Origin of the sequence: Cupriavidus pauculus (assembly GCF_002858765.1) — a bacterium.
In the GTDB taxonomy this organism is placed as follows: domain Bacteria; phylum Pseudomonadota; class Gammaproteobacteria; order Burkholderiales; family Burkholderiaceae; genus Cupriavidus; species Cupriavidus pauculus_B.
On sequence record NZ_PJRP01000020.1, the window covers coordinates 17564 to 42351 of the forward strand.

The window sequence follows — 24788 nt, forward strand, 5'->3', positions numbered from 1 at the left end:
GGCGCGCCCGCACGGGTGAAGTAGCAATCGAAGGCAAGGGGGACGTCGTGAGCAAGATGTCATTTGCGGGTGGAGTAGGGACGGCCGACGCGGCCATGCCTGCGGTGGGCAACGGCAGCGCGCGGCGGGCCATGGTCGATCACGCGGGCTGGATCCTGGGCGCGGGTCTGGTGGGCGCGGTCGTGGCATGGTTGTTCGCGGTGTCGCAGCCGCCGGTGTACAGCGCCAGCGCACTCGTTCAGGTCCTGCAGCCGCGCGAGCCCGCCGGCGCGGCGCGCAACACCCTGCCGGGCATGTCCGCCCCGGCGGTGCCGCTCGACGCCGGCATGCTGCGCAGCCGCACCGTGGTGGCACCCGTCGTCGAACGGCTGCACCTGGACATCACGGCGCAGCCAGTGCGTGCGCCGCTGATCGGTGGCATCGTCGCGTTCTTCGCCACGCCCGGCCGGGCCGTGGCACCGTGGCCGGCCAGCCTCGGCTACGCATGGAGCGGCGAGCAGATCACGGTGGACAAGCTCGCCGTGCCGGATCGCCTGCTCAACGTGCCGCTGACGCTCGAAGTGCTGCCCGACAACGGCTACCGCCTCTACGACCGCGACACCGAACTGCTGACCGGTACGGTGGGCCAGGTGGCGGATGGCAATGGCGTGGCCGTGCGGGTGGCCAGCCTGGACGCCCGCCCGGGCACGCGGTTCGTGCTGACGCGCCGTGACCTGGTGCAGACCATCGACGACGTGTCCAACGCGCTGCGCATCGACATGCATCCGGGTGACGCCAGCACCGTCAGCATCTCGTGGCGGACCACCGACCGCACGGCCGCCGCCGCGCTGGTCAACGGCATTACCGAATCGTTCATCGGCAATCAGGCGTCACAGCGGCGCGACGATACGGCCATGACGCTGGCCTTTCTGACCAGCGAGATCCCGCGCGTGAAAGCCGAGCTGGAACGGGCCGAGTCCGCGCTGACGCGCTACCGCTCGAAGTCCGGCACCATGGCGCCGACGCAGGACGCCCAGTCGTATCTGACGGGCAGCATCGACTACCAGCGGCAGATCGCGCAGCTCAAGCTGGAACGCACCAAGACGCTGCAGCGCTTTACCGAAGAGGCCAACGAGGTCAAGACGATCGACAACCAGATCCAGCAGCTGATACGCGAACGCAAGGACATGGAGTCGCGCTACCAGAACCTGTCGTCGACGGAACGCGAATCGGTGGGCCTGACGCGCGACGTGAAGGTAGCCGAAGACATGTACATGACGCTGCGCCAGAAGGCCGAACAGTTGTCGCTGGTGCAGCTGGATCGCAGCGGCCTGGTGCGTGTGCTCGACAGCGCGCTGGTGCCGGTACGGCCGGTGGGGCTGGGGCCCTGGCCGGCCACCACTGCCGGTGCGCTGATGGGGCTGTGCCTGGCAATGGCCTGCGTGACGGTGCGCCAGCGCATCCGTCCCACGCTCGAAAACGTCAACGACGCCGAAGAGCGGCTCGGGCTGCCGATGCTGGGCGATATCGTGTTCAGCCCGGAACAGGTGGAACTCGAAAGGCTCGTGGATGCCCGTTCGCGCTCGGCGTGGTCCCACGTGCAGGTTGCCGGGTTGCTGGAAAAACAGCCTGGCCAGGCACTGGCGACGACCGACGAGCTGGCGGAGCATGCGGACGACGACCTCGATGGCGCCGAACGGCTGCTGCGGCTGGGCCTGCACGACCAGTTCCTGCTGGCCCGCAACGCGCCGCATTCGATGGCTGTGGAGGGTCTGCGCAGTGTCCGAGCCGCGCTGCATTTCTCGTTGCGCGGCGCGCCCGACAAGGTGGTGGCGGTGACCAGCCCGGCTGCGGGCGCCGGCAAGACGTTTGCGTCGGTCAATCTGGCCGTGCTGTTTGCCGAAGCGGGGCAGCGCGTGTTGCTGATCGATGCCGATCTGCGGCGGGGCAAGGTGGCCAGCTGGTTCGACCTGCAGGCCGACATCGGTCTTGCCGAGGTACTGGCCGGCCGTCTGCCGCTGTCCGAAGCCGTGCAGCGCACCGTGGTCAACGGGCTGTCGGTGTTGCCGGCCGGCGCGCCGCCGAACAACCCGTCGGAACTGCTCATGCATCCGGCCATGACTACCTGTCTGCAGATGTGCCGCGATCGCTTCGACCTGATCATCGTCGACACGTCACCGGTGCTGGCGGTGGCCGACGCCACCTTCGTGGCCGATCTGGCGGGCTCCACGCTGCTGGTGTTGCGTGCCGACACGACGCTGCCCGACCAGGTTTCCGAAACCATGAAGCGGCTCGCACGGGCCGATACGCGGATGCTGGGAGGCATCCTCAATGGCGTGAAGCCGAAGCGCAGCAACCAGGGCGAATACAGCAACATGAATCCGTACCTGGGCATGCCTGTGCTGCTGCCCGCCCAGCGACAACGCGAGGAAGCGCGCGCGATCGAACATAACGCCTAGGACGCGGATTCGAGAACTAGAAAAAGTGCCGCCCATTCGCCAGGCGATTGGGCGGTCGGCCGAGAATCGTCCCGGCCGACAAGGGAGGGGCCATGAAAAGAATAGTCTTTGAAGGCTGCACAGGGTGGCTGCATGGGTCCGGCCGCCGTACGGGCGTGGTGCTCTGCGCGCCGCCGGGACATGAAGGGATGTGGTCGTACCGGGGCCTGCGGCATTTGGCCGACGACCTGGCCGCTGCGGACATCCCGACGCTGCGGTTCGACTACCACGGCACCGGCGACGCCATCGGCAACGGTGACGAGCCGGCGTGCCAGGCGCGCTGGATCGCCAATATCCTGGCTGCGGTGGCGGAACTGCGAACACGAACTGGCGTGAGCCAGGTGGCGTTGTGCGGGCTGCGGTTGGGCGCCAGCCTGGCAGCGCTGGCCGCCGAAGAGATGACGCGGCGTGGCGAGCCGCCGGCGGCACTGGTGTTGCTGGCGCCGGTGGTCAACGGCCGCGCTTTCCTGCGCGAGATGCGTGCGCTGCATGTGAACTGGCTCAACAGCGTCGTACCCGACCTGCGCCCGCGCCCCGCGCCGGAAGGGGCGCTGGACGTGCTGTCGGGCCGCTTCGGCGCCGATTTCGTGCAGGGCATCGAGACCCTGCGCCTGGACCGCCAGTCCGGCTGCCCCGCGTCGCACGTGCTGTTGTTCGACCAATGGCCCGGCACCGTGTCGGCGGTGCCAGGGCTGGCCGTGCACTACGAGGCCGCGGGCGCGCGCGTGGATACTCGGGAGTTCGAGGGCTATGCCGATATGATGCGGTCCGCCGAATATTCGACCGTGCCCGAATCGGCCTGGCGGCAGGTGACGGGGTGGCTTGCGGCGCTGCCGGTGACGGAGGGCGAGCGTCAGAACGACAAGGCGCGCCCGCGCGTGCAGGACGGCCACGGCAATGCGCAGCTGGACGTGGACGGCGCGCTGGAGCAACCCATCTGGCTCGACGGCGGTAGCCAGTTTGGCGTGCTGAGTCTGCCGGCCGACGGTGCCCGGGCACGCGTGGCCGTGATCTTTCCGAACACCGGCGGCAATCATCACATCGGCGATGGCCGGCTGTTCGTGGGGCTGTCGCGCAGGCTGGCACGGCAAGGCGTTGCCGCTCTGCGGCTGGACCTCCCGGCACTTGGTGACAGCCCGCGCGCCCACCGCACGATGAATATCCCCGAGATCTACTCGGTGGCATCGCGCGCGCAGATGCATGCCGCCGTGAACTGGATGGCGTCGCGTGGCTTCGAGCGGGTTGTGCTGGCCGGTGTCTGCTCGGGTGCGTTCCTGAGCCTGCACGCCGCGCTGGCCAATGACAAGGTCTGCGGCCTGGTGCTGGCCAATCTGGTGAAGTACCAATGGACCGATGCGGACGATGACACCCATGGCAAGACCGACCAGCCGCTGCGCCTGTTCTGGCACGCCGCGCTCAAGCCGGGCAACTGGCAACGCCTGGCGCGTGGCGATATACACCCCGGGCGGCTGCTGAAGACCGTGGCGCGCCGCATCGGTGCGCTGTCGATGTACCACGCCGGGCGTCTGGCCGCGCGGCTGCACGGCGGCACATCCGAAGCGGGCGAGCTGACGACCAGCGGGCGCAGTCCCGCCCGGCAGTTCATGGCGAAGCTGCATCAGCGCGGTGTGCGCACCGAACTGCTGTATGGCGTCACCGATGTCGGTCTGGAGGAAACGGCCCAGTGCCTGGGCCGCAATCTCGAAGGGCTGGCCGGCCTGTCGCAGGTGTCGGTCAAGACCATTGAGTGCTTCGACCATTCACTGTTCCTGCAGGAAAGCCGTGACAACTTCTGCGAACACGTGGTGCGGCACGTCGAAGCCCAGTACGCCGCCCTGGAGCGCGCCAGCCAGCCGGAGCCGGTACTGCAGGGCGCGTGACCGGCCACCGTGGCGCACCGCACGGACGATGGGCCGGGCGATGCGCACACTATGGGCAACCGTCCAGGCGGGCCGGCGGCATGCGGCCGCGCGTGGACGCCATGCCTTTCCACACCGAATGGATCGTCTCCCATGAAGCTGCTTCATGTCATCCCGTCGATGGACCCTGCGGGCGGAGGGCCCAGCGAGGGCGTCCGCCAGCTCAACGGCCCGCTGGCCGCGTTTGGCGTGCGAGCCGACGTATGCTGCTGCGACGTTCCCGATGCTCCGTTCCTGCGCAACACGCCATACCGTGTGTTTGCGCATGGCCCGTCGACGTTGCGATATGGCCTCAACCTGCGGATGCTGAGCTGGCTGCGGCAGCACGCCGAAGACTATGATGCTGTGATCGTCGAGGGGATCTGGCAGTTCCACAGCGTGGCCACCTGGCTGGCGCTGCGCGGCAAGCCCGTGCCCTATTTCGTGTACACGCACGGCATGCTCGACCCCTGGTTCAAACGGCGCTATCCGCTCAAGCACCTGAAGAAGATGGCCTACTGGCTGCTCGGCGATTACTGGGTGCTGCGCCATGCCCGCGCCGTGTTGTTCACCTGCGCCGAGGAGATGAGGCTGGCACGGCAATCGTTCCGGCTCTATCGCTGCCGCGAGGAAGTGTCGTCGTATGGCACGGCCACGCCGCCGGCGGCGCGCGACGAACTGGCGGAGCGCTTTCTTTCCCGCTTCCCGGCGCTGCGTGGCAAGCGGTTGCTGCTGTTCATCGGCCGCGTCCACGAGAAAAAAGGCTGCGACGTGCTGATGGAGGCCTTTGCCGAGGTCTGCGACCGCGATCCGTCCCTGCACCTGGTACTGGCCGGCCCTTGCGACGACGCCATGCGGGCATCGCTGGGCAAACTGGCTGCTGCCATCGGCATCGCGGATCGTGTGACGTGGACGGGCATGCTCGCCGGCGACGACAAATGGGGCAGCTTCCACGCCGCCGAAGCGTTCTGCCTGGCTTCGCACCAGGAGAACTTTGGCGTGGCGGTGGCCGAATCGCTGGGCTGCGGTGTGCCGGTGCTGATCTCCAACAAGGTGAATATCTGGCGCGAGATCGTCGAGGACGGCGCGGGCTTTGCCGGCGACGACACGCCGTCGGCCATGGCCGATGTGCTGGACCGCTGGCTGTCCCTGGACGACGCGTCGCGTGCGCAAATGCGCGTGGCGGCGCAGGCCTGCTTTGACAGGCGCTTCCAGAGCCGCGCCGTGGCGGAGCGGCTGGTCAGGCTGATCAGCGCGGAGACCGGTCTGCCGACCGTGGACGCGCCGCATCTGAGCACGCCCTGAGCACACCCTGAGCCGCGGATCCGCGTGCCCTGGCTCACCGGATCCCCAGGCCCCATCGACGCGACAGGATAGAAAAAAGGCCCCCGGGGGCCTTTCTCATGATGAACGGGATGCCAATCAGGCGCGCTTGGCCTTGGTGTTGGCGTTGCCGGTGCCGTACTGCGTCAGGTAGCGGTACTTGCCGTAGCGATAGTGCGGACGGTACCAGCGGCCCTCGACGTCCAGCCCGTTGAAGAGCACGCCCTTCACTTCGCCACCGGCCTGGGCGATCGTGCGCAGCGATGCCTGCAATTCGCCGGCAGTGGTGCTGTCGGCGCGCGCCACCAGGAATACTGCGCCGGCCTTGGCGGCCAGCACGCCGGCGTCGGCGGCGGCCAGCACCGGTGGGGTATCGATCAGCACCAGGTCATAGCGCGACTGGATGGATTCGAGCAGCGCGTCCATCGCCGGGGCCTGGAGCAGGTCGGCCGCCTGCGGCGCCTGGGCGCCGGTGGCGATGAAATCCAGCCCCGGCAGAACATCGCGCTGGATCGCCTCATGCATCGGTGTGCCGGTCAGCAGTTCGGTCATGCCCGGCGAGCGCGGCCGCTCGAAGACGCGGTTCAGGCCGCCGCGCCGCAGGTCGGCGTCGATCAGCAGTACCTTGCGGCCCGCCGTGGCCGCGATGGCCGCGAAGTTGGCGCTGAGGAAGGACTTGCCGACACCCGGTGCCGGGCCGGAAATCACCACGACGTGACTGCGACTGTTGGCCAGCGCGAACTGCAGCGCAGTACGGAAGCCGCGCATGGCTTCGATGGCGGGGTCATCCGGATGGCGCATGGCCAGCACGCCGTCGGCGGCCTTGACAGTGCTGAACGGGATGGTTGCGTAGACCGTCATGCCGGTATGGCGCTCGACGTCTTCGGCCTCGGCCAGGCCACCGTTCATCATGCGGCGCAGTACCACGGCCATGGCACCGGCCAGCATGCCCATGACCAGCGATACCACCGCGATCATCATGCGGTTCGGCCGCACGGGCTTGAGCGGTACGTCGGCCGGGTCCACCAGCCGTGCCGTGCCGACCTTGCTCGCGCGCACCAGGCGTAGCTGCTGGGCGTCGTTAAGCAGCGCCTGGTACATCTCGGTGCTGACCTTCACGTCGCGCATGAGCCGCAGCACGTTCTGTTCGACTTCGGGCAGCCGCTGGATCTTGCCGGTGACGCCGGCAAGCTGGTTCGTCAGGCCGGCAATCTGGCTGTCGAGGATTTCCACGCTCGGATGGTTGGGCGTGTAGCGCGTGGCCAGTTCCTGGCGCTTCTGGCGCAGTTCTTGCAGGCGCGTCTGGATCTGCACCGACTGGGACAGGTAGAGCTTCGATTCCTCGCTCAGGTCCACGGTGCCGCGCTGGTTGCGCATCGTGTTGTAGCGCGTTTCAGAGTCCTCGACCTGCTTCTTCAGTTGCGGCAGCTGCTTGTCCAGGAACGCCAGCGACTTCTCGGCTTCCGCCGCCTTGCGGCGCGTGTTCTGGTCCACGTACTCGGTGCCGATCTCGTTGAGGATGGCGGCGGCGCGCTCGGCGGACGTGTCTTCCAGCGCAATGCCGATCACGCCGCTTTGCTTGCCGCGTTCGCCGATGATGAGCTTTTCCTGCAGGTCCGTGATGGCGGCTGAGCGTGGCACATGGGTCACCACATACTGGGTGCCAGGGTGGCCATCGAGCTCGGTGACGTGAATATGTACCGGGCCGGAAGCGGTATTGACCGTCAGCGGCGTGCCTACCGTGCCGGTGCCCGTGGCGCCGTCGCTGGCAAAGGTCAGGCGGAAACGGCGGTCACCCAGTGCGGTCAGGATGATCTTGCGCCCGTCCAGCTTGGCAGGCACCTGCAGGTCGTCGACCTTGATCGATTCGCCGCCCCAGGCGAAGCCGCCCCAGCCGAACAGGCCCGGAGTGGACAGCTCGCCCCGGTAGCCGGCGATGGCGGCGCCAACCACCGGGAAGTAGCGCGGCGTGGCGATGATATCGAGCCGCAGGTTGTCCACGGCTTTGCCAACCACCATGCGCGAGCGCAGCAGTTCGATTTCGGCGGTGGCGGCCGGCTTGACGTCGAACACGGGCGAGATGGCCGCTGCGATCTTGGTGGCCGCGTTGCTGCTCTGGTTCGTTTCCTCGATCTGCACCAGCGTGTCGGACCGGTACACCGGCTTGCTCAGCAGCGCATACGTCACGCCCGTGAGGATCACCGCGGCGGACACCAGGATGAACGTCCAGCGGAAGCGCACCAGCACATCCAGGTAGGCACTGAAGTCGATCGAAGTGTCGGGCCCGTCCCAGGTATCGGCCGCATTGGCGTGCGATGACTTGTCGGTGTTCATATCGTTTCTCCGCGTGAATCGATGGCAACCGCGCGAACGTGCGTGGACCACGAATCCACGCCCAGCTTGATCAGCCCCAGAGCAATGACGAACATGCTCTGCGAGCCGCCGATGGGGTCGGGAACGTCGGTCTGCTCGTGCTCGCAGAGCCGGTATGTCTTGCCTAGTGCGCCAGGGAAGTGCGTTTCCAGCCAGGTGCGCTGCTCGCTATCCATGACCAGTACCAGGTCGGCGGCGGCAATCTGCTGGAAGTCGATGGCGCGCGCGCGATGGGCGGCAAGGTCGCAGCCTTCGGTCGACAACAGCCGTACGGCGCGTGGGTCGGCACCGGCGCCCACGGGGGGCGCCAGACCGGCCGATTCGACACGGCATTCAGGCAGCGCCTGGCGCAGGAGACCGGCCGCCATCGGGCTGCGGCAGATATTGCCGAGGCAAACTACCAGGATGTTGTGGATCGTGGTCATCTGTCCGGGGGTTATGGTTTGATGAAGCCGGCCGTGCCCGTGATCGGCTGGATCAGCAGGCTCATGACGCGGCTCCAGCGCACCACGTTGCGTGCGTCGACATAGATGACGTCCTTGGGTTCGAGCTCGAAGCCTTCCGCCACGGCCAGGGCCACGGGCGATGTGCCGTCGAGGTGGTACACCGTGGGCGTGCCCGATGCGGCGCGGCGGATGACATAGATCTGCTCGGCGTTGGCTGTGCCGGGGTTGACGCCGCCGGCATCGCCCAGCGCCTCGTTCAGCGACATGCGGCCGTTGCGCATCAGCAGCGACATTGGCTTTAGCACTTCGCCGGTGACAAAGACCTTGCTGTCCTCGCGCTGCTCGACGCGGATGATGTCGCCGGACGCCAGCAGGATATGCGCCGGGTCGACACCCTTGGCCAGCAGCGCCGGGATGTTCACGTACCAGCTGCGCTCGCCCCGCGTGACGCGGATGCGGCTGTTGTCGCCGGTCAGGTTCAGCACGCCACCCGCGCGGTTGAGCGCTTCGACCAGCGTCATCGGTGCGTCGTCGATGGCTTGCATGCCCGGGGTCTTGACCTCGCCGTCAACGTAGATCCGCTGGCTGCGGAAGCCCAGCACGCGCACGGTCATCTGCGGTTCGCGCACCACGCGGGACAGCGCGCGCGCCATTTCGTCGCGCACCTGGTTGGCGGTCTTGCCCGCTACCTTCATCACGCCGGCATACGGAAACTGGATGTCCCCGTGGGGGCTCACCACGTAACCGGGCATGTTGGAGCCGCCGGTCTGCGCCGGCATCTCGAAGCCCGCGGCAATGCTGTACGTCTGCGTAGGGAACACGAGTTCGGGGTGGTCCCAGACCACCACCGAGAGAATGTCACCCGGACCGATGCGGTAGGGTCCGGCCTTGCCGAACAGCTCTTCCACGCCCAGGTTGGTGGGCTGTGCCTTGTCGCGCAACTGGCGGACCAGTTCGGGCGTGATCGGCGTCACTTCGGGCGGCTTGGCGTTGGGGTCGGACGTGTCCAGCGGCTTGTCGGCGCTGAACGTCATGCCCGGCGATACGGCACATCCGGCGAGCACAGCCAGGCTGCATGCCAGACCAAGGCGCGCCACCTGCCGCATGGCGTAGGTCAAGGCAGATCTGGTCAATCCTTTCACGGCATTCTCCATGGCTGGGATGCGGTGGTCGCGCATTTTCACGACGCACGGCATCCCGGATGCGGCCATGTTGAAACGCCGAGCGCATGCGTTCGGTACGTTCTCACACATTGCCCGAATATTCGCTCAAGGCGACTTGCGATGCGCCGCGTGCGACAGGCCCAGAGACCGGGCAGTGTGGCCGAACGTACGGAGCCCCGGCTGGCGGGGCCGGTACGCTGCCCCCAGGTTCGTGTGCGCCGGGCATCCCTGCTCGCGCGCCGAAAATGCGGTCTTGCAACGCGAGGCGCCGATGGCATCCATATCCGTACTGATCCTTACCAAGAATGAAGCGCATGACATCGCTGGCTGCCTGGCATCGGTGGCGGCGTTGTCGACCGACGTGCACGTGCTGGACTCGGGCAGCACCGACGACACTTGTGCGATCGCCGCATCGCTTGGGGCCACCGTGACCGTGCGGGCCTTCGACAATTTTGCGGCGCAGCGCAATTTCGGCCTGCACGACCTGCCGTATCGCAATGACTGGGTGCTGATGCTCGACGCCGACGAGCGGATCGGCGCGGCGCTGATCGAGGAATTCCATGCGCTGGTGGCCGGTTGCGATGCCGACGTGGCTGCTGCGCGCATGGGGCGTCGGGACTTCTGGCTGGGCACGCACCTCAGGCACGCCACGATCTCGCCGTTCAACATCCGGCTCGTGCGCAGGTCCCGCGTGCATTTCGAGCGCGAGATCAACGAGGTGCTGGTGGTGGATGGTGCCGTGGCAGAACTGCGCCATCCGTTCGACCACTACCCGTTTTCCAAGGGGATGGTGCACTGGCTGAACAAGCACAACCTCTATTCGACGATGGAGGCGGAACTGATCGCCCAGCGCAAGGCCGGCAAGCCCGATATCGGCAAGGCGTTCTTCGCGCGCGATCCCAACGAACGGCGCATGCACCAGAAGCGCCTGTTCTACCGCGCGCCGGCGCGCCCGCTGATCAAGTTCCTGTACATGTTCATCTGGCGCCGGTCGTTCCTGGACGGTGTGGCGGGCTTGCACTACACGATGCTGCAGTGCATCTACGAGTACATGATCGTGCTCAAGACGCGCGAGCAGCTTGAGCGGATGTCGGAAGAGGCCGGTACGGGTGCCAGCGCCGCAAAGCCCAGCGTACCGCTGGCTGGCGCGGCCGTGAAGTCGAAGGCGCCGGGCCAGGCATAGCGGCGGCCATGGGACGGGCCACGGCCATGGTCGGCCGCGCCCGCAGCCTTGCATGGCGGGCTCAGGGTTGCGGGGTACGCTTGCCGATGGGTTTGGCGGGCGCGCCACCGTAGACGGTCCAGGCATCGCGCAGCGGACGGGTGACCACCGAACGCGGCGCCACCACGGCGCCGTCCGGCAGAGTGACGCCGGGAGACACGAACGCTTCCGCACAGATCCAGACATGGCGCCCCAGCGTAATCGGCGACGAGATCAGCTGGAAGGTGGGATTGTTGTAGTCGTGGGACCCGGTGCAGAGATGCGAGCCCTGCGACACGATGGAGAAGCTGTCGATCTCGATCGGGCTGATGTTGTACAGCGTCACGCCATCGGCCGCGGCGGTGTGGTCGGCCATCTTCAGGTTCCATGGCGCCCAGACCTTGACCGACGGATAGATGTGCACGTGGTGCCCGAGCTGCGCGCCGAACAGGCGCAGCAGGGTGGCGCGCCAGCGGTGCGCCGAGCGTGGGCTGGGCCGGAACAGCAGCAGCCACGTCCAGTTCCAGATCTGGCGGGTCACGCGGTTGCGCAGCGTGAAGGATGGGCCAGACAGGCGGTCGGTGCGATCCAGAATCATGGCTTTCGTCGAACGCCGGCGGGGCGCGGCGCGCTATGTGCTCGATGCGCTCATGGTGGGCGCGCGGCGGCCCGGCTTCAGTGCGACAACGCACGGATGCCCGAGTACGCGGGGTGCACGCTCCCTACACCGCGACAATACGCGGACTGGAGACACCCATGGTCGTCGAGACCCTACAAGATCACATCAACCGTAAGGCCTGGAACAGCTGGGGCGCTCGCCACTGGTTTGCAGAGGCGAGCGAGCCGACGGATCCGGGCGAGACGGCGGCGCTGGCGCGTATTGCCGACGAGGTGCGCGGCGCACCATTGCTGGATGTCGGTGTAGGCGGCGGGCGAACGGTGCCGATGCTGCGCGCGCTGAGCCAGGACTACGTGGCCATCGACTACACCCCGGACCTGGTGGATATCTGCCGGCGCAATCACCCGGGCGTGGCCGTGCACTGCATGGACGCGCGCGATCTGAGCGCGTTCGCGGACAACACCTTCGGCCTGGTGATGTTCAGCTTCAATGGTATCGATGCCGTCGACGCCGTGGGGCGCGCGGCCGTTCTGGCCGAATTTGCGCGCGTGCTGCGCCCGGGCGGGCTGCTGATGTTCTCCACGCACAATATTCACGGGCCCAGCTATCGGGAAAACCTGACGCGCTTCCTGCAGTTGCCCAAGTGGTCGCCCCACCCGCTGCGGCTGGCGTTCAACACGGCGCGCGTGGTCGTCAACCTGCCGCTGGCCACCATCAACTACCTGCGCAATTCACGCCTGAACCGCGAATACGATGGCTACGCCGTCAGGGTCTGCGCCGCGCACAAATTTGGCATCGTCATCGTCTATAGCGACATGGCGGCGCAGCGGCAAACGCTGGCCCAGGCCGGCTTGCAGACCGAAGCCGTGTTCGGCAATCTCGATGCCCACGTGCTGGACGAGCAGGAAGACGTCAGCCAGGTCTACTGGTTCCACTTCGTCGCCCGGAAGACCGCCTGAACAGGCCAGGCTGACGGGGCCACCGCCGGTGGCCTCCGCCGCCCGGCACCTAGCGGCGCATGCCGCGCCACGGCACGATGCGCACCACGGCGTACGAGAACCAGTACGCCATCGAATAGATCATCAGGGTTTCAAGCCAGCCGCGCATGATATAGCGCGACAGGCCGGCCATCGACTCCACGCCGGTGGCGGCGCTGGTCAGGAAGAACAGCCAGGCGAACAGCCGCACCGCGTTGAACGAGTTGAAGGCCGGAATCCAGGGCGGTGCAGATGGTCGCGTGTCGGGATTCGGCACGCGGGTGGTCTGCGTATCGGCAAGCGTGAAGATCGGGATGGCGGCCAGCGCCACCAGGAACGGATACAGCCAGCCGAACAGCGCGTAGCCACTGCCGAAGATCGATCCCGTACGGAAGCCGCGCAGCGCGTCGTAATCGCCCGTGGTGGTGAACAGCATCAGGTCGCCCCCGGACGACGTGCTGACCAGTTCCTTGTCCACCGGCAGGCCCAGTGTGTCGATCACAGGCCGGGGAAAGACGCTCAGCACGCTCTGCCATTCCAGGTTGCGCAGGTTCACCTTGGCGGATGCATCCTGGCGCAGGGCCAGGTCCAGGCTTTCGTCGGAGAACTTCAGGTTCGACAGCCGCGCCAGGAACAGGTTGTCGACGTAGTACTCGTCCCAGTCGTAGCTCTTGCTGTTGTCGAGCTGGCGGCGCTCCGCGATGGCACGGCTGTCCTGCATCGTGTTCATGGTGGCTTCCAGCAAGGCGGCGGCCGCAAGGTCGCGCCGCTCGTCGCGCACGATCACCATGCTGGTGGCCAGGTCGGCCACCGGGCCTTGCAGTATCAGCGCCACGCCGCCCAGCAGTATCAGGTTGCGCGCCCGTATCAGCCGGGTGGTGACGCTGCCGGTCACCACGCCGTACAGCCAGGCGATGCCGATCGAAGTGATGCCCAGCAGGAAGGCCGAGCGGCTGTTGCTGCCCATCGACACGAGCAGCAGGGCCGCGGTGTACGCGCCCAGCACCAGCTTCCACTGCAGCGACGTGCGTAACTGGCGTGCGCCGACCACCGGCCGTATCAGGATGCAGTAGGGCAGGTACACCAGGGGGAACATCGCCTGCATGAACTTGTTGTCGGCGCCCAGCAGTTCCTCGCGGGCCGAGCCGAGCACGAAGACCTGGTAGGCCATGGCCGCCAGCCCGATGCCGCCCAGGATCATGTACTGGGTGTTGCCGGGCACGCGGAAGTAGCCGAGCGGCGTCAGGACGCGCAGCGTCAGTGCCTTGCGAATGCTGGCCGTCAGGCGGCTATTGCGATAGATCACGTGCGCGCCAAGCACGAAGATCAGGCAGACCAGCGCGTGGATGTTGATCAGTTCCGCATGGTTCAGGTTGTGCGTGATGGGCTTCCATTCGAGCAGCGTGGCCACTGGTGGAAGCAGGAAGTACGACAGTGTGTAGCCGAGCACGATCAGGGTGGAGATCGGATAGTTGCGCAGCAGGTCGCGGCGCCCCATCGTCAACACGCCGAGATTGCCGCCGATCAGGATCAGCAGTGCGCAGACGATGTTCTGGGGCGAAAGAAAGCACAGCATCTGCACCACCACCAGCAGCGACCAGCCGGCCATCAGCCGCGTGCGGCGCCGCTGGAACGCGTGGGGCAGGCTGGCGCCTTGCAGGCGCCGGGCGGTGGACAGCATCGTCAGTCCTCCATGCACCGCGGCGTGGCCGTCGGCGCAATGACTGTCTGCGGGCTTTCCTGTCGCCGGTCGCGCAGGCCGGCGGCCAGCCAGAGCAGCACTACGGTTTCGGGAACGAGCAACAGCAGGGCGGCGCCGGTGGTGGGCGGTACCGCGTGCGGGAACAGCAGCCAGAGCGCCAGTGCCGCGCTGCTGGCGCAGGCGTAGACGACGGCGACGGCGACGTGGGTATTGGTCGCAATCAACAGCGCCGCCGGAATGAACCATGCGACGTTGAGCAGCGCATGCAGGCCGATCAGCGCCAGGTCGCCATGACTGACCTGCACCGCGCCGTGGCCCCAGAGGTCGACGAAGCGCGGGCCGGCCACGACCAGCAGGGCATAGACAAGCAGGCAGGCGGCCATGATCCAGATCGCGGCGGCGCGCGTGAAGGCACGTGCGCGCACCATGTCGTCCTGGCCGGCAAGCCGCGAGATCTCCGGCTTCAGCGCGTAGTTGGCCACCACGCCGCACTGGATGATCATGCGCATCAGCGTGCGCGCCATGGTGTAGGCCACCACGACCGACGGCCCCGCGAGTTGGTTCAGGACCTGGACGCCGCCCTGCAGCGTGATGGCCTGCGACAGCGGAAAGCTCGCATAGGCCAGCGAAGGCTTGAGCACGGCGCGGAACTCCGCCGCGGATGCGTGCCGGTAGCCAACCACCGGCAGCGGCGTGTAGCGGTTTGCGATCACGACCTGTACGACGGCCAGCACGCCCGCGCCCGCGCACATCGACGCGGCCAGCGTGACGGTGCCGCCTCCGCAAAGCAGCACGGCGATCGTGATCAGCACGTCGGCCAGGCGACGGTTGGCGATCAGGAACGCACCCAGCGGCGCGTGGTCCATCGCGCGGAACCAGCCATCGACGGGCCCCCCGATGAACTGGAAGCCCACGTACAGCGCCATGAACAGCGTGATCAGTCGCGCCTCGCCATTGCCGATGGTGTGCAGCTTGAGCAGGCTGACCCAGTCGATCCACGGCGTTACCGCAAGCGTGATCGCGAACACCGCCACGCCAAGGCCGAGGGCGAACAGGAAGGCGGTCTGCAGGATGACCCGCGCGGCCGACCAGTCGTGGGCGCCGGCACTGATCGTCGCGCGGTTGGCCGATGCCTGCGAGACGCCCAGGTCCAGCAGGATGAACAGCGACGGCACGCCGGTCAGCACCAGCCAGTCGCTGTACCCGGTCTTGCCCCAGCTTGCGACGAAGAACGGCACCAGCACCAGCTGGGCCAGGATCGTGATGAGCTGTGCGTAGCCATAGCTGAGCGCGTTCAGGCGAAAGCGCGAGAACAGTGACGGCTGCCGGGCGTTGGAAGATGAGGGCAGCGAAGACATGGTCTAAGGCGGCTCGCAGAATAGTGGGCGCGCGCCGGCCGGGAAGCCGATGCGCCGATACTGCAAGAGCCTATACGGCGGGTACCGGTGTGGATGTGGGCTAGCGCACCGTGCAACAACGGTGTGCGGCAACGCACGGAGATGACACGGGCACCGCGGCATCGTAGCAAGAACTTGCCCAAGGCGACGGCGCGCCAGGGATGTGCCCTGCGCGTCGCCAACCGGCACCCCGTATCGATGTGGAGACCCGACGATGAGGATTGCAGTGCTTGGCCATCCGCTTTATTTCGGCAGTCACAGCATGGACCGCTTTGCAGACATGGTGACACAAGGAATGGTGGCGCGAGGCCATGATGCAGTTCAGTGGCGCCCGGAACCGATGTTGCGCAGCCTGGCGATCGGATCGGGTTCCATGAAATGGCTCGGATATCTTGACCAGTACGTGCTGTTTCCGATGCTCGTGCGATGGCGCCTGCGCGGTAGCCGCGACGATACGCTCGTGGTGCTGGCCGACCAGTCCTTGTCGATGTGGTTGCCCTGGCTGCGCGGCTTTCCGCACGTCATCCACACGCACGATTTCACGGCGTTGAGGGCGCTGGAAGGCGAACTGCCCGCCATGCAGTTGTCCCGCGTGACACGCTTCTATCAGAAGATGATCCGGTCCGGGCTGGGGCTGGGCCGCAACTTCATCGCAGTGTCCCAGCAGACCGCCCGCGACCTGGCGCGCTTTCACGGGCCCGCGCCCTATCACTGCAGCGTGGTCTACAACGGCCTGAACTATCCCTATAGCCTGCTCGATGCGGACACCGCACTGCGACGCCTGCGCGCGGCGGGGCTCGACGCGCTGGCGCCCGGGGCGATCATGCATATCGGCAGCAACAGCTGGTACAAAAATCGCGAAGGCGTGCTGGCGCTGTACGGGGCGTACTGCCGGGCACTGCCGCCCGGCAGCACGCCGCGCCCGCTGTGGATGGTGGGGCAGGAGCCTACCGACGCGTTGCGTGATCAGGGCCGGCTGGCCGAAGCAACCGGCGGGCGCGTGCTCTGGCTGGCGGGGCTGGACACCGCGTGCGTGCATGCCGCGTATGCGCTGGCCGACGTGCTCGTGTTCCCGAGTCATGCGGAAGGGTTTGGCTGGCCCATCATCGAAGCCATGGCTTGCGGCACGCCGGTACTCACGGTGGACCGCGATCCGATGCGCGAAGTGGCGGGCGGTGCGGCGCAGCTGATTCCTCCGACAGACGAGGCGAATCTCGAAGCATGGGCCGAGCAGTGCGCGCCGGCGCTGCACGCGATGCTTGCCTGGTCACCCGAGACACGGGCCGAAGTCGTGCAGCGGGGCCTGCGGCATGCCGCACTGTTCTCGGCGGATCAGGTGATCGACCAGTACGAGCGCATCTACCGGATCGCACTGCACGGAGAGACCGCGCCGGGGCACGCGTCGCTGGGCGCCTGAGCGGGTGCCCAGGGTGGCTGGTCACCAAGGTGGCCAGCGTGGTGCGCCGGACCTGCGGACTCAACTGCCGACCGAAGCTTCCACGCCTTTGTCGGCGGCCGGGGCACGACCGCGCACAAGCGCGAGCATGGCCTGCTCCAGTCGGCCCAGTACCACGTCCTGATCGAGATTCTGCTCGGCCCAGGCGCGGCCGGCGCGACCCAGTGCCAGGCGCTCCGCAGGTGCGGCGGCCAGCGTGGCGATGGCTTCGGTAAACGCCGCGCCGTCGCCGGGAGGCACCACCCGTCCGCATTGCGACACCACCTCGGCCAGCGAGGAACCGGGCAGCGCCGTGGCAACGACCGGCCGGCCACTGGCCAGCATGCCCGTGAGCTTCGACGGCATGACCAGGTCAGCGGCCCCGGCATGCTGCGGCAGCAAATGGATGTCGGCGGCATCAAGCAGCGAAGCGAATCGCGCGGATGGTTGAAGGGGCAACAGGCTGACCTGCGGCAACTCGGCGCATGCCGATGCCAGCGCGGCCTGTCCGCTGCCTTCGCCGCAGAACACGAAATGCAATCCGGGATGGTCGCCCAGCCGGGTGGCTGCGTCGGTCAGCAGTTCCAGCCCCTGTTTGGCGCCCATGTTGCCGGAATACAGCGCCACCACGGCGTCCGGTGCGATGCCCAGTTCCTGGCGGAAGGCGCGGCCATCGGCCGCCGTCGTGTCATGAAGCGTGGCCCAGTTCGGCAGCAGCATCGTCTTTGCCGCTGGCACGCCTTTGGCGCGCGCCAGTGCCACCATCGCCGTGGAGATCGTCGACACGCGGTCGAAGCGCCGCAGCAAGGCACGCTCGAAACGCGTGGCCAGCGCGCGCAGCCAGGGTCGCTTCAGCAGGCCCAGGGCAAACGCGGCATCCACCTCGTAATCCTGCACGTGCAGCCACGTGCGGCTGCCGCACCAGCGCGAAAACAGCAGCGCGGCCGGCGCGCACATCAGCGGCGGCTCCACCACGAACACGACATCCGGTTTCCAGCCTCGCTGGGCCAGCAGGCTTGGCAGGCTGCCGATCGCGAAGCTGGCCAGGTGCAGCAGGCGCTTGAGGCCACCTGGCCGCGCCGGCACCCAGAGCGGCGCCCGCCACACGTCGACGGCGCCCATGCGCTCGCGCTGGTAGCGCCACGCGCTGTAGCCGGGCCCGATGCGCCAGGCCGGATAGTACGGCGGCGCCGCGATAACGCGTATCTCGTGTCCCTGGGCCGCCAGCCAATCCGCCTGTTCCGCCATGTACTTGCCGATGCCGGTCAGCTCCGGCGCATAGTTCAGCCCATACATGAGGATCTTCATGGCGTGGCGGTCTCCGGCATGGCCAACGTGTCGGGGTTAACGTGCGATGCCAGCGCGCCGTCTGCCTGCGCGCGGCGGAACGTGCGCGCCAGGCCGTCTTCGAGCCCGATCGTGGGGTGCCAGCCGGTGGCCACGATGGCCTGGCAGTCCAGCCGTTTGCGCGGCGTGCCATCGGGGCGGCTGCGGTCGAAGGCCAGGTTGCCCTGGTAGCCCACGACCCGCGCGATCGTAGCAGCCAGCGTGGCAATGCTGATCTCGTCGTCGCTGCCGACGTTGAGAAAGCCTGCGGGCGCGGCGGTCAGATAGGCTTCGGCCGGCAAAGCCATGACATGCAGGCAGGCCCGGGCCAGATCGTCGACATGCAGGAATTCGCGCAAGGCCTGCCCCGATCCCCAGACATCGACCGTCGGCGTGTTAGAGCGCGCGGCCTCGTTTAGGCGCCAGAACAGGCCAGGCACCACGTGGCTGTTCTCGGGGTGGTAGTTGTCGCCCGGGCCGTAGAGGTTGGTCGGCATCACGCACCGGTAATCGGTGCCGTACTGGCGGTTGTAGCTCTGGCACATCACGATGCCGGTGATCTTGGCGATCGCGTACGGCGTATTGGTGGGTTCCAGCGCGCCGGTCAGCAGCGCATCCTCGCGCATCGGCTGCGCGGCGTACTTGGGATAGATGCAGCTCGAACCCAGGAACAGCAGGTGCTTGACGCCGCTGCGCCAGGCGGCGTCGATGACGTTCGCGGCAATGGCCAGGTTCTGCTGGATGAATTCGGCGGGATAGGTGTCGTTGGCGTGGATGCCGCCCACGCGTGCCGCGGCGAGGTAGACTTCGTCGATGTGCTCGGATGCGAAGAACGCGCGCACGGCCTGCTGTTCGCACAGATCGAGTTCCGCATGGGTGCGCGTGACCAGCGTCACGTTGCCGGCGGCCTCCAGGGCGCGCACGATGGCGGAGCCGGCCATACCTCGATGCCCGGCGACGAAGACCCGGGGGCGACGGTCCTGTCGGGTACGGGCGTCACTCATGATGATGGAAGGCACGGAAGCCGGCCAGCCGTACCAGTGCGTCGCGGCGGGCCAGCGCGTAGTCGGCCTCCACCATCTCGCGCACCAGCGCGTCGAAGCCGATGCGCGGCTCCCAGCCCAGGCGCTCGCGTGCACGCGTCGCGTCGCCAAGCAGCGTTTCCACTTCGGTGGGACGGAAATAGCGCGGGTCCACGCGCACGATCACGTCGCCAACCTTGCAGGCGGGGCGTGTGCCATCGGCGCCGGGCTCTATTGCGGCCACCCTGCCCACTTCTTCGGTGCCCGTGCCGTGGAAGGCCACGGTGATGCCCAACCCGCGCGCGGCGAGTTCGACGAATTCGCGCACGCTGTGCTGTGCACCGCTGGCGATGACATAGTCCTCGGGCTGCTGCTGTTGCAGCATCAGCCATTGCATCTCGACGTAGTCGCGCGCGTGGCCCCAGTCGCGCAGTGCCGACAGGTTGCCCAGGTACAGCGTGTCCTGCAGACCCAGCGCGATGCGACAGATGGCGCGCGTGATCTTGCGCGTGACGAAGGTCTCGCCGCGAATCGGGCTCTCGTGGTTGAACAGGATGCCGTTGCAGGCGTACATGCCGTAGGCCTCGCGGTAGTTCACGGTAATCCAGTACGCGTAGAGTTTGGCCGCCGCGTAGGGGCTGCGCGGATAGAACGGCGTGGTTTCCTTCTGCGGGGTTTCCTGTACCAGGCCGTACAGTTCGGACGTCGACGCCTGGTAAAAGCGGGTGGTGTGCTCCATGCCAAGGATGCGCATGGCTTCGAGCAGCCGCAACGTGCCCAGTGCATCGGTATTGGCCGTGTACTCGGGTTCCTCGAAGGAAACCTGCACGTGGCTCTGGGCGGCCAGGTTGTAGACCTCGTCGGGGCGCGACTGCTGCATCACGCGCATCAGGCTGGCCGTGTCGGTCATGTCGCCATGATGCAGGAAAAGGCGGCGATGGGGGTTCTGCGGGTCCTGGTACAGATGGTCGATCCGCTCGGTATTGAATTGCGAACTGCGCCGCTTGATGCCATGGACTTCATAGCCCTTGGCCAACAGCAGCTCGGCAAGATAGGCGCCATCCTGGCCTGTGATGCCAGTGATCAGCGCGCGCCTGGGGTGCGGACGGGTCGGCAATTCCGGTTCGCCGAGCTCCGCGAGCGGCTGAAGGTCGTTGGCTCCCATATCTTCCATGCTCCTTGGCTTGTGATCGCAAAACACATGCGGCGGACAGCGCAGGTCCGTGTGCCGAATGTAGCGTCGCCCCCCTGGCGTCACTGTTGGCTATCCCACAGAGCGCCGCGGCGGGAGCGGTCTGTCATGGGCACGGGCACGCAGAAACGGGTACGCCAGGGCATGGGAGGAGACATGCCAGGAGACCTGCGAGGCGCGTACGAAGCGATACGGCGGCGGACAGGCGGAGTGACTGCAGGGCGGGCGTAGGCACGTTGGCCCGAAGCCGGAGAGGCGGGGGAAGGGAGGACGCGGCCCGTGGCGGTTGCGGACACAACCGGCCACGGGCGCAGAGAAGGCTCAGAGATTGGCCGTAGTGATGGCGGTGGCGGTGTACGTCGCGTCGTCGTGCCGCGAGCGCTGGACGCGTACCGTATGCTCGTCGCCGTTGACCCATTCCAGCGTGGCACCGCGCTGCAGGGCGGCATAGACGGCCTCGCCCTTGTTGCGCACCTTGAGTCGCTGGTAAAGCGTGCAGGCGTGGCTCTTCACCGTGGCCACGGAGATATTGAGCATGCGGCTGACCGTCTTGATCGGATAGCCGCGTGCCAGCAGCACCAGCACTTCGTACTGGCGTGGCGTGATCTTCAGCATTTCCGCTTCGTCGTAGCTCGGCTCTTCGTCGGCCATCGGCAAGCCGTTTGCGGTTGCGGCTGCGGTCGAGGCGATCGGCTGGCCAGGGCGCAGGCTGGTCAGGTCACGCACTGCCACGGCGGCACGCATGGCACTGGCGCAGGCGGTCGGCGATACCGCATCCTGCGGCGCGGTGGGCGACAGCGGCAGCGGGGCGGCGGATGCCAGAGACGTCGTTGCCGGCATGGCCGACCGCGAAGCCACCGGCGTGGCCACGGCGTCACCCGAGAACATCAGCCCCTGTACGCTGGAGATGGCCAGTCGGATGGCGGCCTCGATCACGGCCAGCGATGCCGATTTCGGCAGGCAGCCGCAGATGCCGCGTGCGGCGTCGGGCGAAGGCACATGCAACGGCAAGGTATCGGCCAGCACGAGGATGCGCTGCGGCGCCAGCCGGTCGCGGGCTTGTTCGAGCTGTTCCCAGCCTGCGGCCTGGTCGGCGGGCATGCCGAAGACCAGCAGGTCGGCGTTTCTGTGCGGGATCTCCAGTCGGTTGATGTCGGCTGGCGCCAGCGCCAGTACATGTCCGGATTCCTGGATGGTTTCGAGCATCTGCAGCAGCCCGAGCCGGAGCAGCGGATGCTCCTCGATCAGCAAGGCGTTCATTCTTCTTGACTCCCCGTTTATGGGTGAGATGCGGGACGCTTTGCGTGTGGGAACTACACCGCTGGACTGTGCGGGGCCACCGTGGATGGCACCGCGTACTTCAGCTGTAACCCCGTGCTTCCGTGTCAGTCGATGCCCGTTTGTTAGAAGGGCTTGTCCGCGCGACCAGAAGTATGACCCGTACCCGAACCCGAAAGTAAATCTCGCTCCTAAATCGAAACTTAAATTCATCTTATGGGCTGGTTGGAACGAATGCAAGCGTACGGGTTGTGGTTGATGTGGGGATGTAATGCGCCCCACCTCATAATCCATTGCCTGGATCGTGCATTTGGCTGGAGAAGTAATTGCAAAGCCATCCAGTGGGCCCTGTCACAGGGGTTTCATGGCTGATACAGCGGGCTTCTTGGTTGTTTCACACATGCAACCAATTTGAATGAAAATGGCGCTGCGAATATCAAAAGCTAACCCGCTTGGGGGGTGTGGCATTAACTGAATTGGTGTTTGGTGACGCATTGCTGAAACCGCTGAAAATATTCCGTATGTCAGTATTTTTAGCTGCGACCTTGGTGGGGAGTCTGGCGGACTAGTGCAAAAGGATGAAGCGCGGATCGTGCCTCGGCAGGAAAGAAAATCGCGTTGTACCGTTGCCGCCGCCCGGCTTGCAACCTACCGGGGGTGGATGGCCAAGTGCCAGAAAGTGTTGGGGGCCGAACCCCATGCCCGTGGGTCCGGCCCCCAACACTGTCTTGATGCCGCTGCGCCTGGCTACCGGGATCGCATGCTGCGTCGGCGGCCGGACACGAGCGTGCGCTGACTTACCTGGCGTTGCCGGACATCAGCGTCCCCAGTAGCCCGGGCGCTTGTACCAGCCGTGCGGGCCATGCACCCAGCGGTCGGGCACATAGCGCTGGCCGGGGCGCGCCGACTGCCAGTAGCCGCCACGCCACGCATACCCGTTGCTGGCGCGGTCATAGTGGCCCGGCACCCAGGCCTGGCCCGGGCGCGGTGCCGGCCGTACCTCGTGGCGCGGCGGCGGGGGCGGGTTGCCGTAGTAACCGTGCGCCTGCGCGGCAGGCGACAGCAGTCCAAAGACGCCACCCGTGGCAAGGACGGTGGCAGCAAGCAGGATCTGGCGTTTCATGTGGATCTCCTTGGGTGGGGCGTTGGCGCCGGAAATAAGGAACTGTGGGTCGGTCGTCTGGCGCTATTCGTTCAGTAGCGACCGCCACGGTAGTAGTCGTGGTGGTAGTGCGGGCCACGCGGCGGCACCACGATGCACGCCGACAGCAGGGCGCTGGTGGTGGTCAGCAGGATGGCTAGGGCGATTGCGCGTTTCATGAAAGGGACTCCGTATCCGGTTCGCGTTGAACACGGCTTCACTCTAGCGGCGCACTCTGCGCGAACGCGGTTGCACTTGTAAGGCTGTCTCACATGCCGACCCGCACTGCCGAAGGCTTCCGGCACCCTCTTGCGCTACCCGCCAAGCCTTGCTGTGCAAGGGTTGGCGGGAATGTGACGGGGACGCCAAAAAGATGTCTGACAGGTCAGCGGCAAATAATGTGGCGTTACATCGGAAATGAGTCCTGCAAAGATTCGGCGATGCCTGCGCCGACTTCCGCCGATGTCCGGGCACTGTCCGGGTGGCGCCTGCAGCCCTGCCGGGTGTTTGTCATCGCAATCGATGGGCGCCACGTTGTTCGCAGAAACGGGTACGCTTTGGGGCATACGGGGGTCAGTTGCCGGGTTCCCCGTGGCGGTGCGCGGACCGGGCCATCGGGGAGGCGGCGGGCTGTCGAACGCCCCACGATGCGTCATCGCACCCGCCAAACGCCCCCAATTCGCGTGCCGGAGCGATGGCACGAAGCTTGCGCCACTCAGTTTGTCGTATTCCCGGAGGGAGGACGTCATGCCGGTCATGTTCATCGTGCTGGTCCTGCAGGCGCTGGAAGGTCTGAGCCCGCTCACCGTGCCCCAGTTCGCACGGGCGAGGTTCGATGATGGCGCCACCGATGCCGTTGCGGTCATCGAGCGCACGCAGTCACCCTAGCCACGCACCGGCGCGATGGGTCTCCGGGAAGCACCATCCACACCAAACCGGAGAGACTGACATGAATCGCCAGGACGTGACCGACCTCATCATCGAAGCCAAGGTAACGCGCGGCATCTCGTGGGCCCAGGTGGCCGACCGCGTAGGCAAGAGCAAGGAATGGACAACCGCCGCCTGCCTGGGGCAGATGACCTTCGACGAGGCCGGGGCACGCGCGGTGATGGAGATCTTCGATCTGCCCGCCGAGGCCGAGCCGTGGCTGCGCACCGTTCCCTATAAAGGCTCGCTGCCGACGCAAGTACCCACTGACCCGCTGATCTACCGGTTCTACGAGCTGATCAGCGTGTACGGCACCACGTTCAAGGCGTTGATCAACGAGGAATTTGGCGACGGCATCATGAGCGCCATCGACTTCCGCATGGACCTGCAGCGCGAGGCCGATCCCAACGGGGACCGCGTGCGCATCGAGATGTCCGGGAAGTTCCTGCCGTACAAGACCTACTGAAGCTGGGGCGGGAGACGGGGCGACGGCCGCGCAGCGGCCGTCTTGTCCCCATTTCCCAATGGCTTCATTGCCGGCGCAAGGCCGGCCCTGACTTAGCCGAAGTATTCCTGGTAGTAGCGCGTGCACGTGCCCGTCTGGCGGAACGTGTAGGGCAGTTCGGCCATGGCGGCCGCTTCCAGCGAACCAAACGGGATGTCGAGATCGGCCTCGGGGTGTTCGGCCACGTCGTCAGGGCGGGAGATATGTTGCGAATTCACGATAACGCTCACTCAGTCTGGGGCAGGCCTGCCGGCCGCCGCGTTGCACGGGATTTGGTCGTCGGGCGGAATTTGTCGCCACGCAGCAATCCTACGGAACGATTGTGACCAGATCATCGGGTAAACGCTGAAAAGACTGTTTCAGTTCGAGGATCAATCGCGTCCGGC

The 24788-nt window shown here is 66.6% G+C and carries 21 protein-coding genes; 8 read left to right on the forward strand and 13 right to left on the reverse strand.

What is annotated here, in order from left to right; genetic code table 11:
• The first annotated feature begins 56 nt into the window (after positions 1–56).
• The 3 genes from CYJ10_RS28655 (at position 57) to CYJ10_RS28665 (ending at position 5680) form a co-directional block, all read left to right on the forward strand.
• Positions 57–2438 carry a polysaccharide biosynthesis tyrosine autokinase gene (locus CYJ10_RS28655; protein WP_101684908.1) on the forward strand — a complete coding sequence of 794 codons (2382 nt, stop codon included), beginning with the start codon at positions 57–59 and terminating at the stop codon, positions 2436–2438.
• A gap of 92 nt (positions 2439–2530) precedes the next feature.
• Entirely contained in the window at positions 2531–4357 is a 1827-nt protein-coding gene (locus CYJ10_RS28660; protein WP_101684825.1) for a serine aminopeptidase domain-containing protein, read from the forward strand.
• A gap of 132 nt (positions 4358–4489) precedes the next feature.
• Entirely contained in the window at positions 4490–5680 is a 1191-nt protein-coding gene (locus CYJ10_RS28665) for a glycosyltransferase (RefSeq protein ID WP_101684826.1), read from the forward strand.
• 117 nt (positions 5681–5797) lie between these two features.
• Here CYJ10_RS28665 and CYJ10_RS28670 read toward each other — a convergent pair whose 3' ends face one another.
• Genes CYJ10_RS28670 through CYJ10_RS28680 form a run of 3 tightly spaced genes read right to left on the reverse strand, consistent with a single transcriptional unit; the run spans position 5798 to position 9623 of the window.
• Complete coding sequence (locus CYJ10_RS28670) at positions 5798–8032, reverse strand: polysaccharide biosynthesis tyrosine autokinase (RefSeq protein WP_101684827.1); 2235 nt, start codon at positions 8030–8032, stop codon at positions 5798–5800.
• The gene (locus CYJ10_RS28675; RefSeq protein ID WP_101684828.1) at positions 8029–8496 is read right to left on the reverse strand and encodes a low molecular weight protein-tyrosine-phosphatase; all 468 of its coding nucleotides are present in this window, start codon (positions 8494–8496) and stop codon (positions 8029–8031) included. The genes CYJ10_RS28670 and CYJ10_RS28675 overlap by 4 nt, the downstream gene beginning before the upstream one ends.
• Positions 8497–8507: 11 nt before the next feature.
• Complete coding sequence (locus CYJ10_RS28680; RefSeq protein ID WP_257993588.1) at positions 8508–9623, reverse strand: polysaccharide biosynthesis/export family protein; 1116 nt, start codon at positions 9621–9623, stop codon at positions 8508–8510.
• A 328-nt stretch (positions 9624–9951) separates the two neighbouring features.
• Between CYJ10_RS28680 and CYJ10_RS28685 the strand changes: the two genes are divergently transcribed.
• A complete protein-coding gene (locus CYJ10_RS28685; protein WP_101684829.1) occupies positions 9952–10863 on the forward strand; it encodes a glycosyltransferase family 2 protein in 912 nt (303 codons plus the stop codon).
• A gap of 61 nt (positions 10864–10924) precedes the next feature.
• Here the strand turns inward: CYJ10_RS28685 and CYJ10_RS28690 are convergent, their stop codons facing one another.
• Entirely contained in the window at positions 10925–11479 is a 555-nt protein-coding gene (locus CYJ10_RS28690; RefSeq protein WP_101684830.1) for a putative colanic acid biosynthesis acetyltransferase, read from the reverse strand.
• 158 nt (positions 11480–11637) lie between these two features.
• Here CYJ10_RS28690 and CYJ10_RS28695 point away from each other — a divergent pair, with 158 nt between their 5' ends.
• Positions 11638–12459, forward strand: a complete 822-nt coding sequence (locus CYJ10_RS28695; protein WP_101684831.1) for a class I SAM-dependent methyltransferase — start codon at positions 11638–11640, stop codon at positions 12457–12459.
• Positions 12460–12508: 49 nt separating this feature from the next.
• On the opposite strand, the gene CYJ10_RS28700 is transcribed toward CYJ10_RS28695, so the two are convergent.
• Both CYJ10_RS28700 and CYJ10_RS28705 read right to left on the reverse strand, forming a co-directional pair.
• Entirely contained in the window at positions 12509–14158 is a 1650-nt protein-coding gene (locus tag CYJ10_RS28700; protein ID WP_101684832.1) for a hypothetical protein, read from the reverse strand.
• A 2-nt stretch (positions 14159–14160) separates the two neighbouring features.
• A complete protein-coding gene (locus CYJ10_RS28705; protein ID WP_101684833.1) occupies positions 14161–15537 on the reverse strand; it encodes a lipopolysaccharide biosynthesis protein in 1377 nt (458 codons plus the stop codon).
• A 319-nt stretch (positions 15538–15856) separates the two neighbouring features.
• Here CYJ10_RS28705 and CYJ10_RS28710 point away from each other — a divergent pair, with 319 nt between their 5' ends.
• Positions 15857–16993: a glycosyltransferase gene (locus CYJ10_RS28710; protein WP_257993589.1), complete on the forward strand. Its 1137-nt coding sequence runs from the start codon at positions 15857–15859 to the stop codon at positions 16991–16993.
• Positions 16994–17053: 60 nt separating this feature from the next.
• Here the strand turns inward: CYJ10_RS28710 and CYJ10_RS28715 are convergent, their stop codons facing one another.
• From CYJ10_RS28715 to CYJ10_RS34995, 6 genes are all read right to left on the reverse strand, one after another.
• Positions 17054–18319, reverse strand: coding sequence for a glycosyltransferase WbuB (locus CYJ10_RS28715; protein WP_101684835.1), 1266 nt, complete (start codon positions 18317–18319; stop codon positions 17054–17056).
• On the reverse strand, positions 18316–19341 hold the full coding sequence (locus CYJ10_RS28720) for a GDP-L-fucose synthase family protein (protein WP_101684836.1): 1026 nt from the start codon (positions 19339–19341) through the stop codon (positions 18316–18318). The genes CYJ10_RS28715 and CYJ10_RS28720 overlap by 4 nt, the downstream gene beginning before the upstream one ends.
• Positions 19334–20524 (reverse strand): GDP-mannose 4,6-dehydratase, encoded by a 1191-nt coding sequence (gmd, locus tag CYJ10_RS28725; RefSeq protein WP_101684910.1) that lies wholly within the window; start codon positions 20522–20524, stop codon positions 19334–19336. Before gmd ends, CYJ10_RS28720 begins: the two co-directional genes overlap by 8 nt.
• 348 nt (positions 20525–20872) lie before the next feature.
• Positions 20873–21811 carry a helix-turn-helix transcriptional regulator gene (locus CYJ10_RS28730; protein ID WP_101684837.1) on the reverse strand — a complete coding sequence of 313 codons (939 nt, stop codon included), beginning with the start codon at positions 21809–21811 and terminating at the stop codon, positions 20873–20875.
• An 835-nt stretch (positions 21812–22646) separates the two neighbouring features.
• Positions 22647–22952: a YXWGXW repeat-containing protein gene (locus tag CYJ10_RS28735; RefSeq protein ID WP_101684838.1), complete on the reverse strand. Its 306-nt coding sequence runs from the start codon at positions 22950–22952 to the stop codon at positions 22647–22649.
• A 71-nt stretch (positions 22953–23023) separates the two neighbouring features.
• Entirely contained in the window at positions 23024–23149 is a 126-nt protein-coding gene (locus CYJ10_RS34995) for a hypothetical protein (RefSeq protein ID WP_029050781.1), read from the reverse strand.
• 568 nt (positions 23150–23717) lie between these two features.
• Between CYJ10_RS34995 and CYJ10_RS34305 the strand changes: the two genes are divergently transcribed.
• Both CYJ10_RS34305 and cynS read left to right on the forward strand, forming a co-directional pair.
• Complete coding sequence (locus CYJ10_RS34305; protein WP_180863096.1) at positions 23718–23858, forward strand: hypothetical protein; 141 nt, start codon at positions 23718–23720, stop codon at positions 23856–23858.
• Between the two features lie 61 nt (positions 23859–23919).
• Complete coding sequence (cynS, locus tag CYJ10_RS28740; RefSeq protein WP_066737728.1) at positions 23920–24363, forward strand: cyanase; 444 nt, start codon at positions 23920–23922, stop codon at positions 24361–24363.
• 92 nt (positions 24364–24455) lie between these two features.
• Here cynS and CYJ10_RS34310 read toward each other — a convergent pair whose 3' ends face one another.
• Positions 24456–24620: a hypothetical protein gene (locus tag CYJ10_RS34310; protein ID WP_180863097.1), complete on the reverse strand. Its 165-nt coding sequence runs from the start codon at positions 24618–24620 to the stop codon at positions 24456–24458.
• Between the last annotated feature and the right edge of the window lie 168 nt (positions 24621–24788).

Excerpts from the sequence above, each read along its gene's own strand:
- CYJ10_RS28655 (WP_101684908.1), top strand. The coding sequence starts at position 57 with ATGTCATTTGCGGGTGGAGTAGGGACGGCCGACGCGGCCATGCCTGCG.
- CYJ10_RS28660 (WP_101684825.1), top strand. The coding sequence starts at position 2,531 with ATGAAAAGAATAGTCTTTGAAGGCTGCACAGGGTGGCTGCATGGGTCC.
- CYJ10_RS28665 (WP_101684826.1), top strand. The coding sequence starts at position 4,490 with ATGAAGCTGCTTCATGTCATCCCGTCGATGGACCCTGCGGGCGGAGGG.
- CYJ10_RS28670 (WP_101684827.1), bottom strand. The coding sequence starts at position 8,032 with ATGAACACCGACAAGTCATCGCACGCCAATGCGGCCGATACCTGGGAC.
- CYJ10_RS28675 (WP_101684828.1), bottom strand. The coding sequence starts at position 8,496 with ATGACCACGATCCACAACATCCTGGTAGTTTGCCTCGGCAATATCTGC.
- CYJ10_RS28680 (WP_257993588.1), bottom strand. The coding sequence starts at position 9,623 with ATGCGGCAGGTGGCGCGCCTTGGTCTGGCATGCAGCCTGGCTGTGCTC.
- CYJ10_RS28685 (WP_101684829.1), top strand. The coding sequence starts at position 9,952 with ATGGCATCCATATCCGTACTGATCCTTACCAAGAATGAAGCGCATGAC.
- CYJ10_RS28690 (WP_101684830.1), bottom strand. The coding sequence starts at position 11,479 with ATGATTCTGGATCGCACCGACCGCCTGTCTGGCCCATCCTTCACGCTG.
- CYJ10_RS28695 (WP_101684831.1), top strand. The coding sequence starts at position 11,638 with ATGGTCGTCGAGACCCTACAAGATCACATCAACCGTAAGGCCTGGAAC.
- CYJ10_RS28700 (WP_101684832.1), bottom strand. The coding sequence starts at position 14,158 with ATGCTGTCCACCGCCCGGCGCCTGCAAGGCGCCAGCCTGCCCCACGCG.
- CYJ10_RS28705 (WP_101684833.1), bottom strand. The coding sequence starts at position 15,537 with ATGTCTTCGCTGCCCTCATCTTCCAACGCCCGGCAGCCGTCACTGTTC.
- CYJ10_RS28710 (WP_257993589.1), top strand. The coding sequence starts at position 15,857 with ATGGTGACACAAGGAATGGTGGCGCGAGGCCATGATGCAGTTCAGTGG.
- CYJ10_RS28715 (WP_101684835.1), bottom strand. The coding sequence starts at position 18,319 with ATGAAGATCCTCATGTATGGGCTGAACTATGCGCCGGAGCTGACCGGC.
- CYJ10_RS28720 (WP_101684836.1), bottom strand. The coding sequence starts at position 19,341 with ATGAGTGACGCCCGTACCCGACAGGACCGTCGCCCCCGGGTCTTCGTC.
- gmd (WP_101684910.1), bottom strand. The coding sequence starts at position 20,524 with ATGGGAGCCAACGACCTTCAGCCGCTCGCGGAGCTCGGCGAACCGGAA.
- CYJ10_RS28730 (WP_101684837.1), bottom strand. The coding sequence starts at position 21,811 with ATGAACGCCTTGCTGATCGAGGAGCATCCGCTGCTCCGGCTCGGGCTG.
- CYJ10_RS28735 (WP_101684838.1), bottom strand. The coding sequence starts at position 22,952 with ATGAAACGCCAGATCCTGCTTGCTGCCACCGTCCTTGCCACGGGTGGC.
- CYJ10_RS34995 (WP_029050781.1), bottom strand. The coding sequence starts at position 23,149 with ATGAAACGCGCAATCGCCCTAGCCATCCTGCTGACCACCACCAGCGCC.
- CYJ10_RS34305 (WP_180863096.1), top strand. The coding sequence starts at position 23,718 with ATGCCGGTCATGTTCATCGTGCTGGTCCTGCAGGCGCTGGAAGGTCTG.
- cynS (WP_066737728.1), top strand. The coding sequence starts at position 23,920 with ATGAATCGCCAGGACGTGACCGACCTCATCATCGAAGCCAAGGTAACG.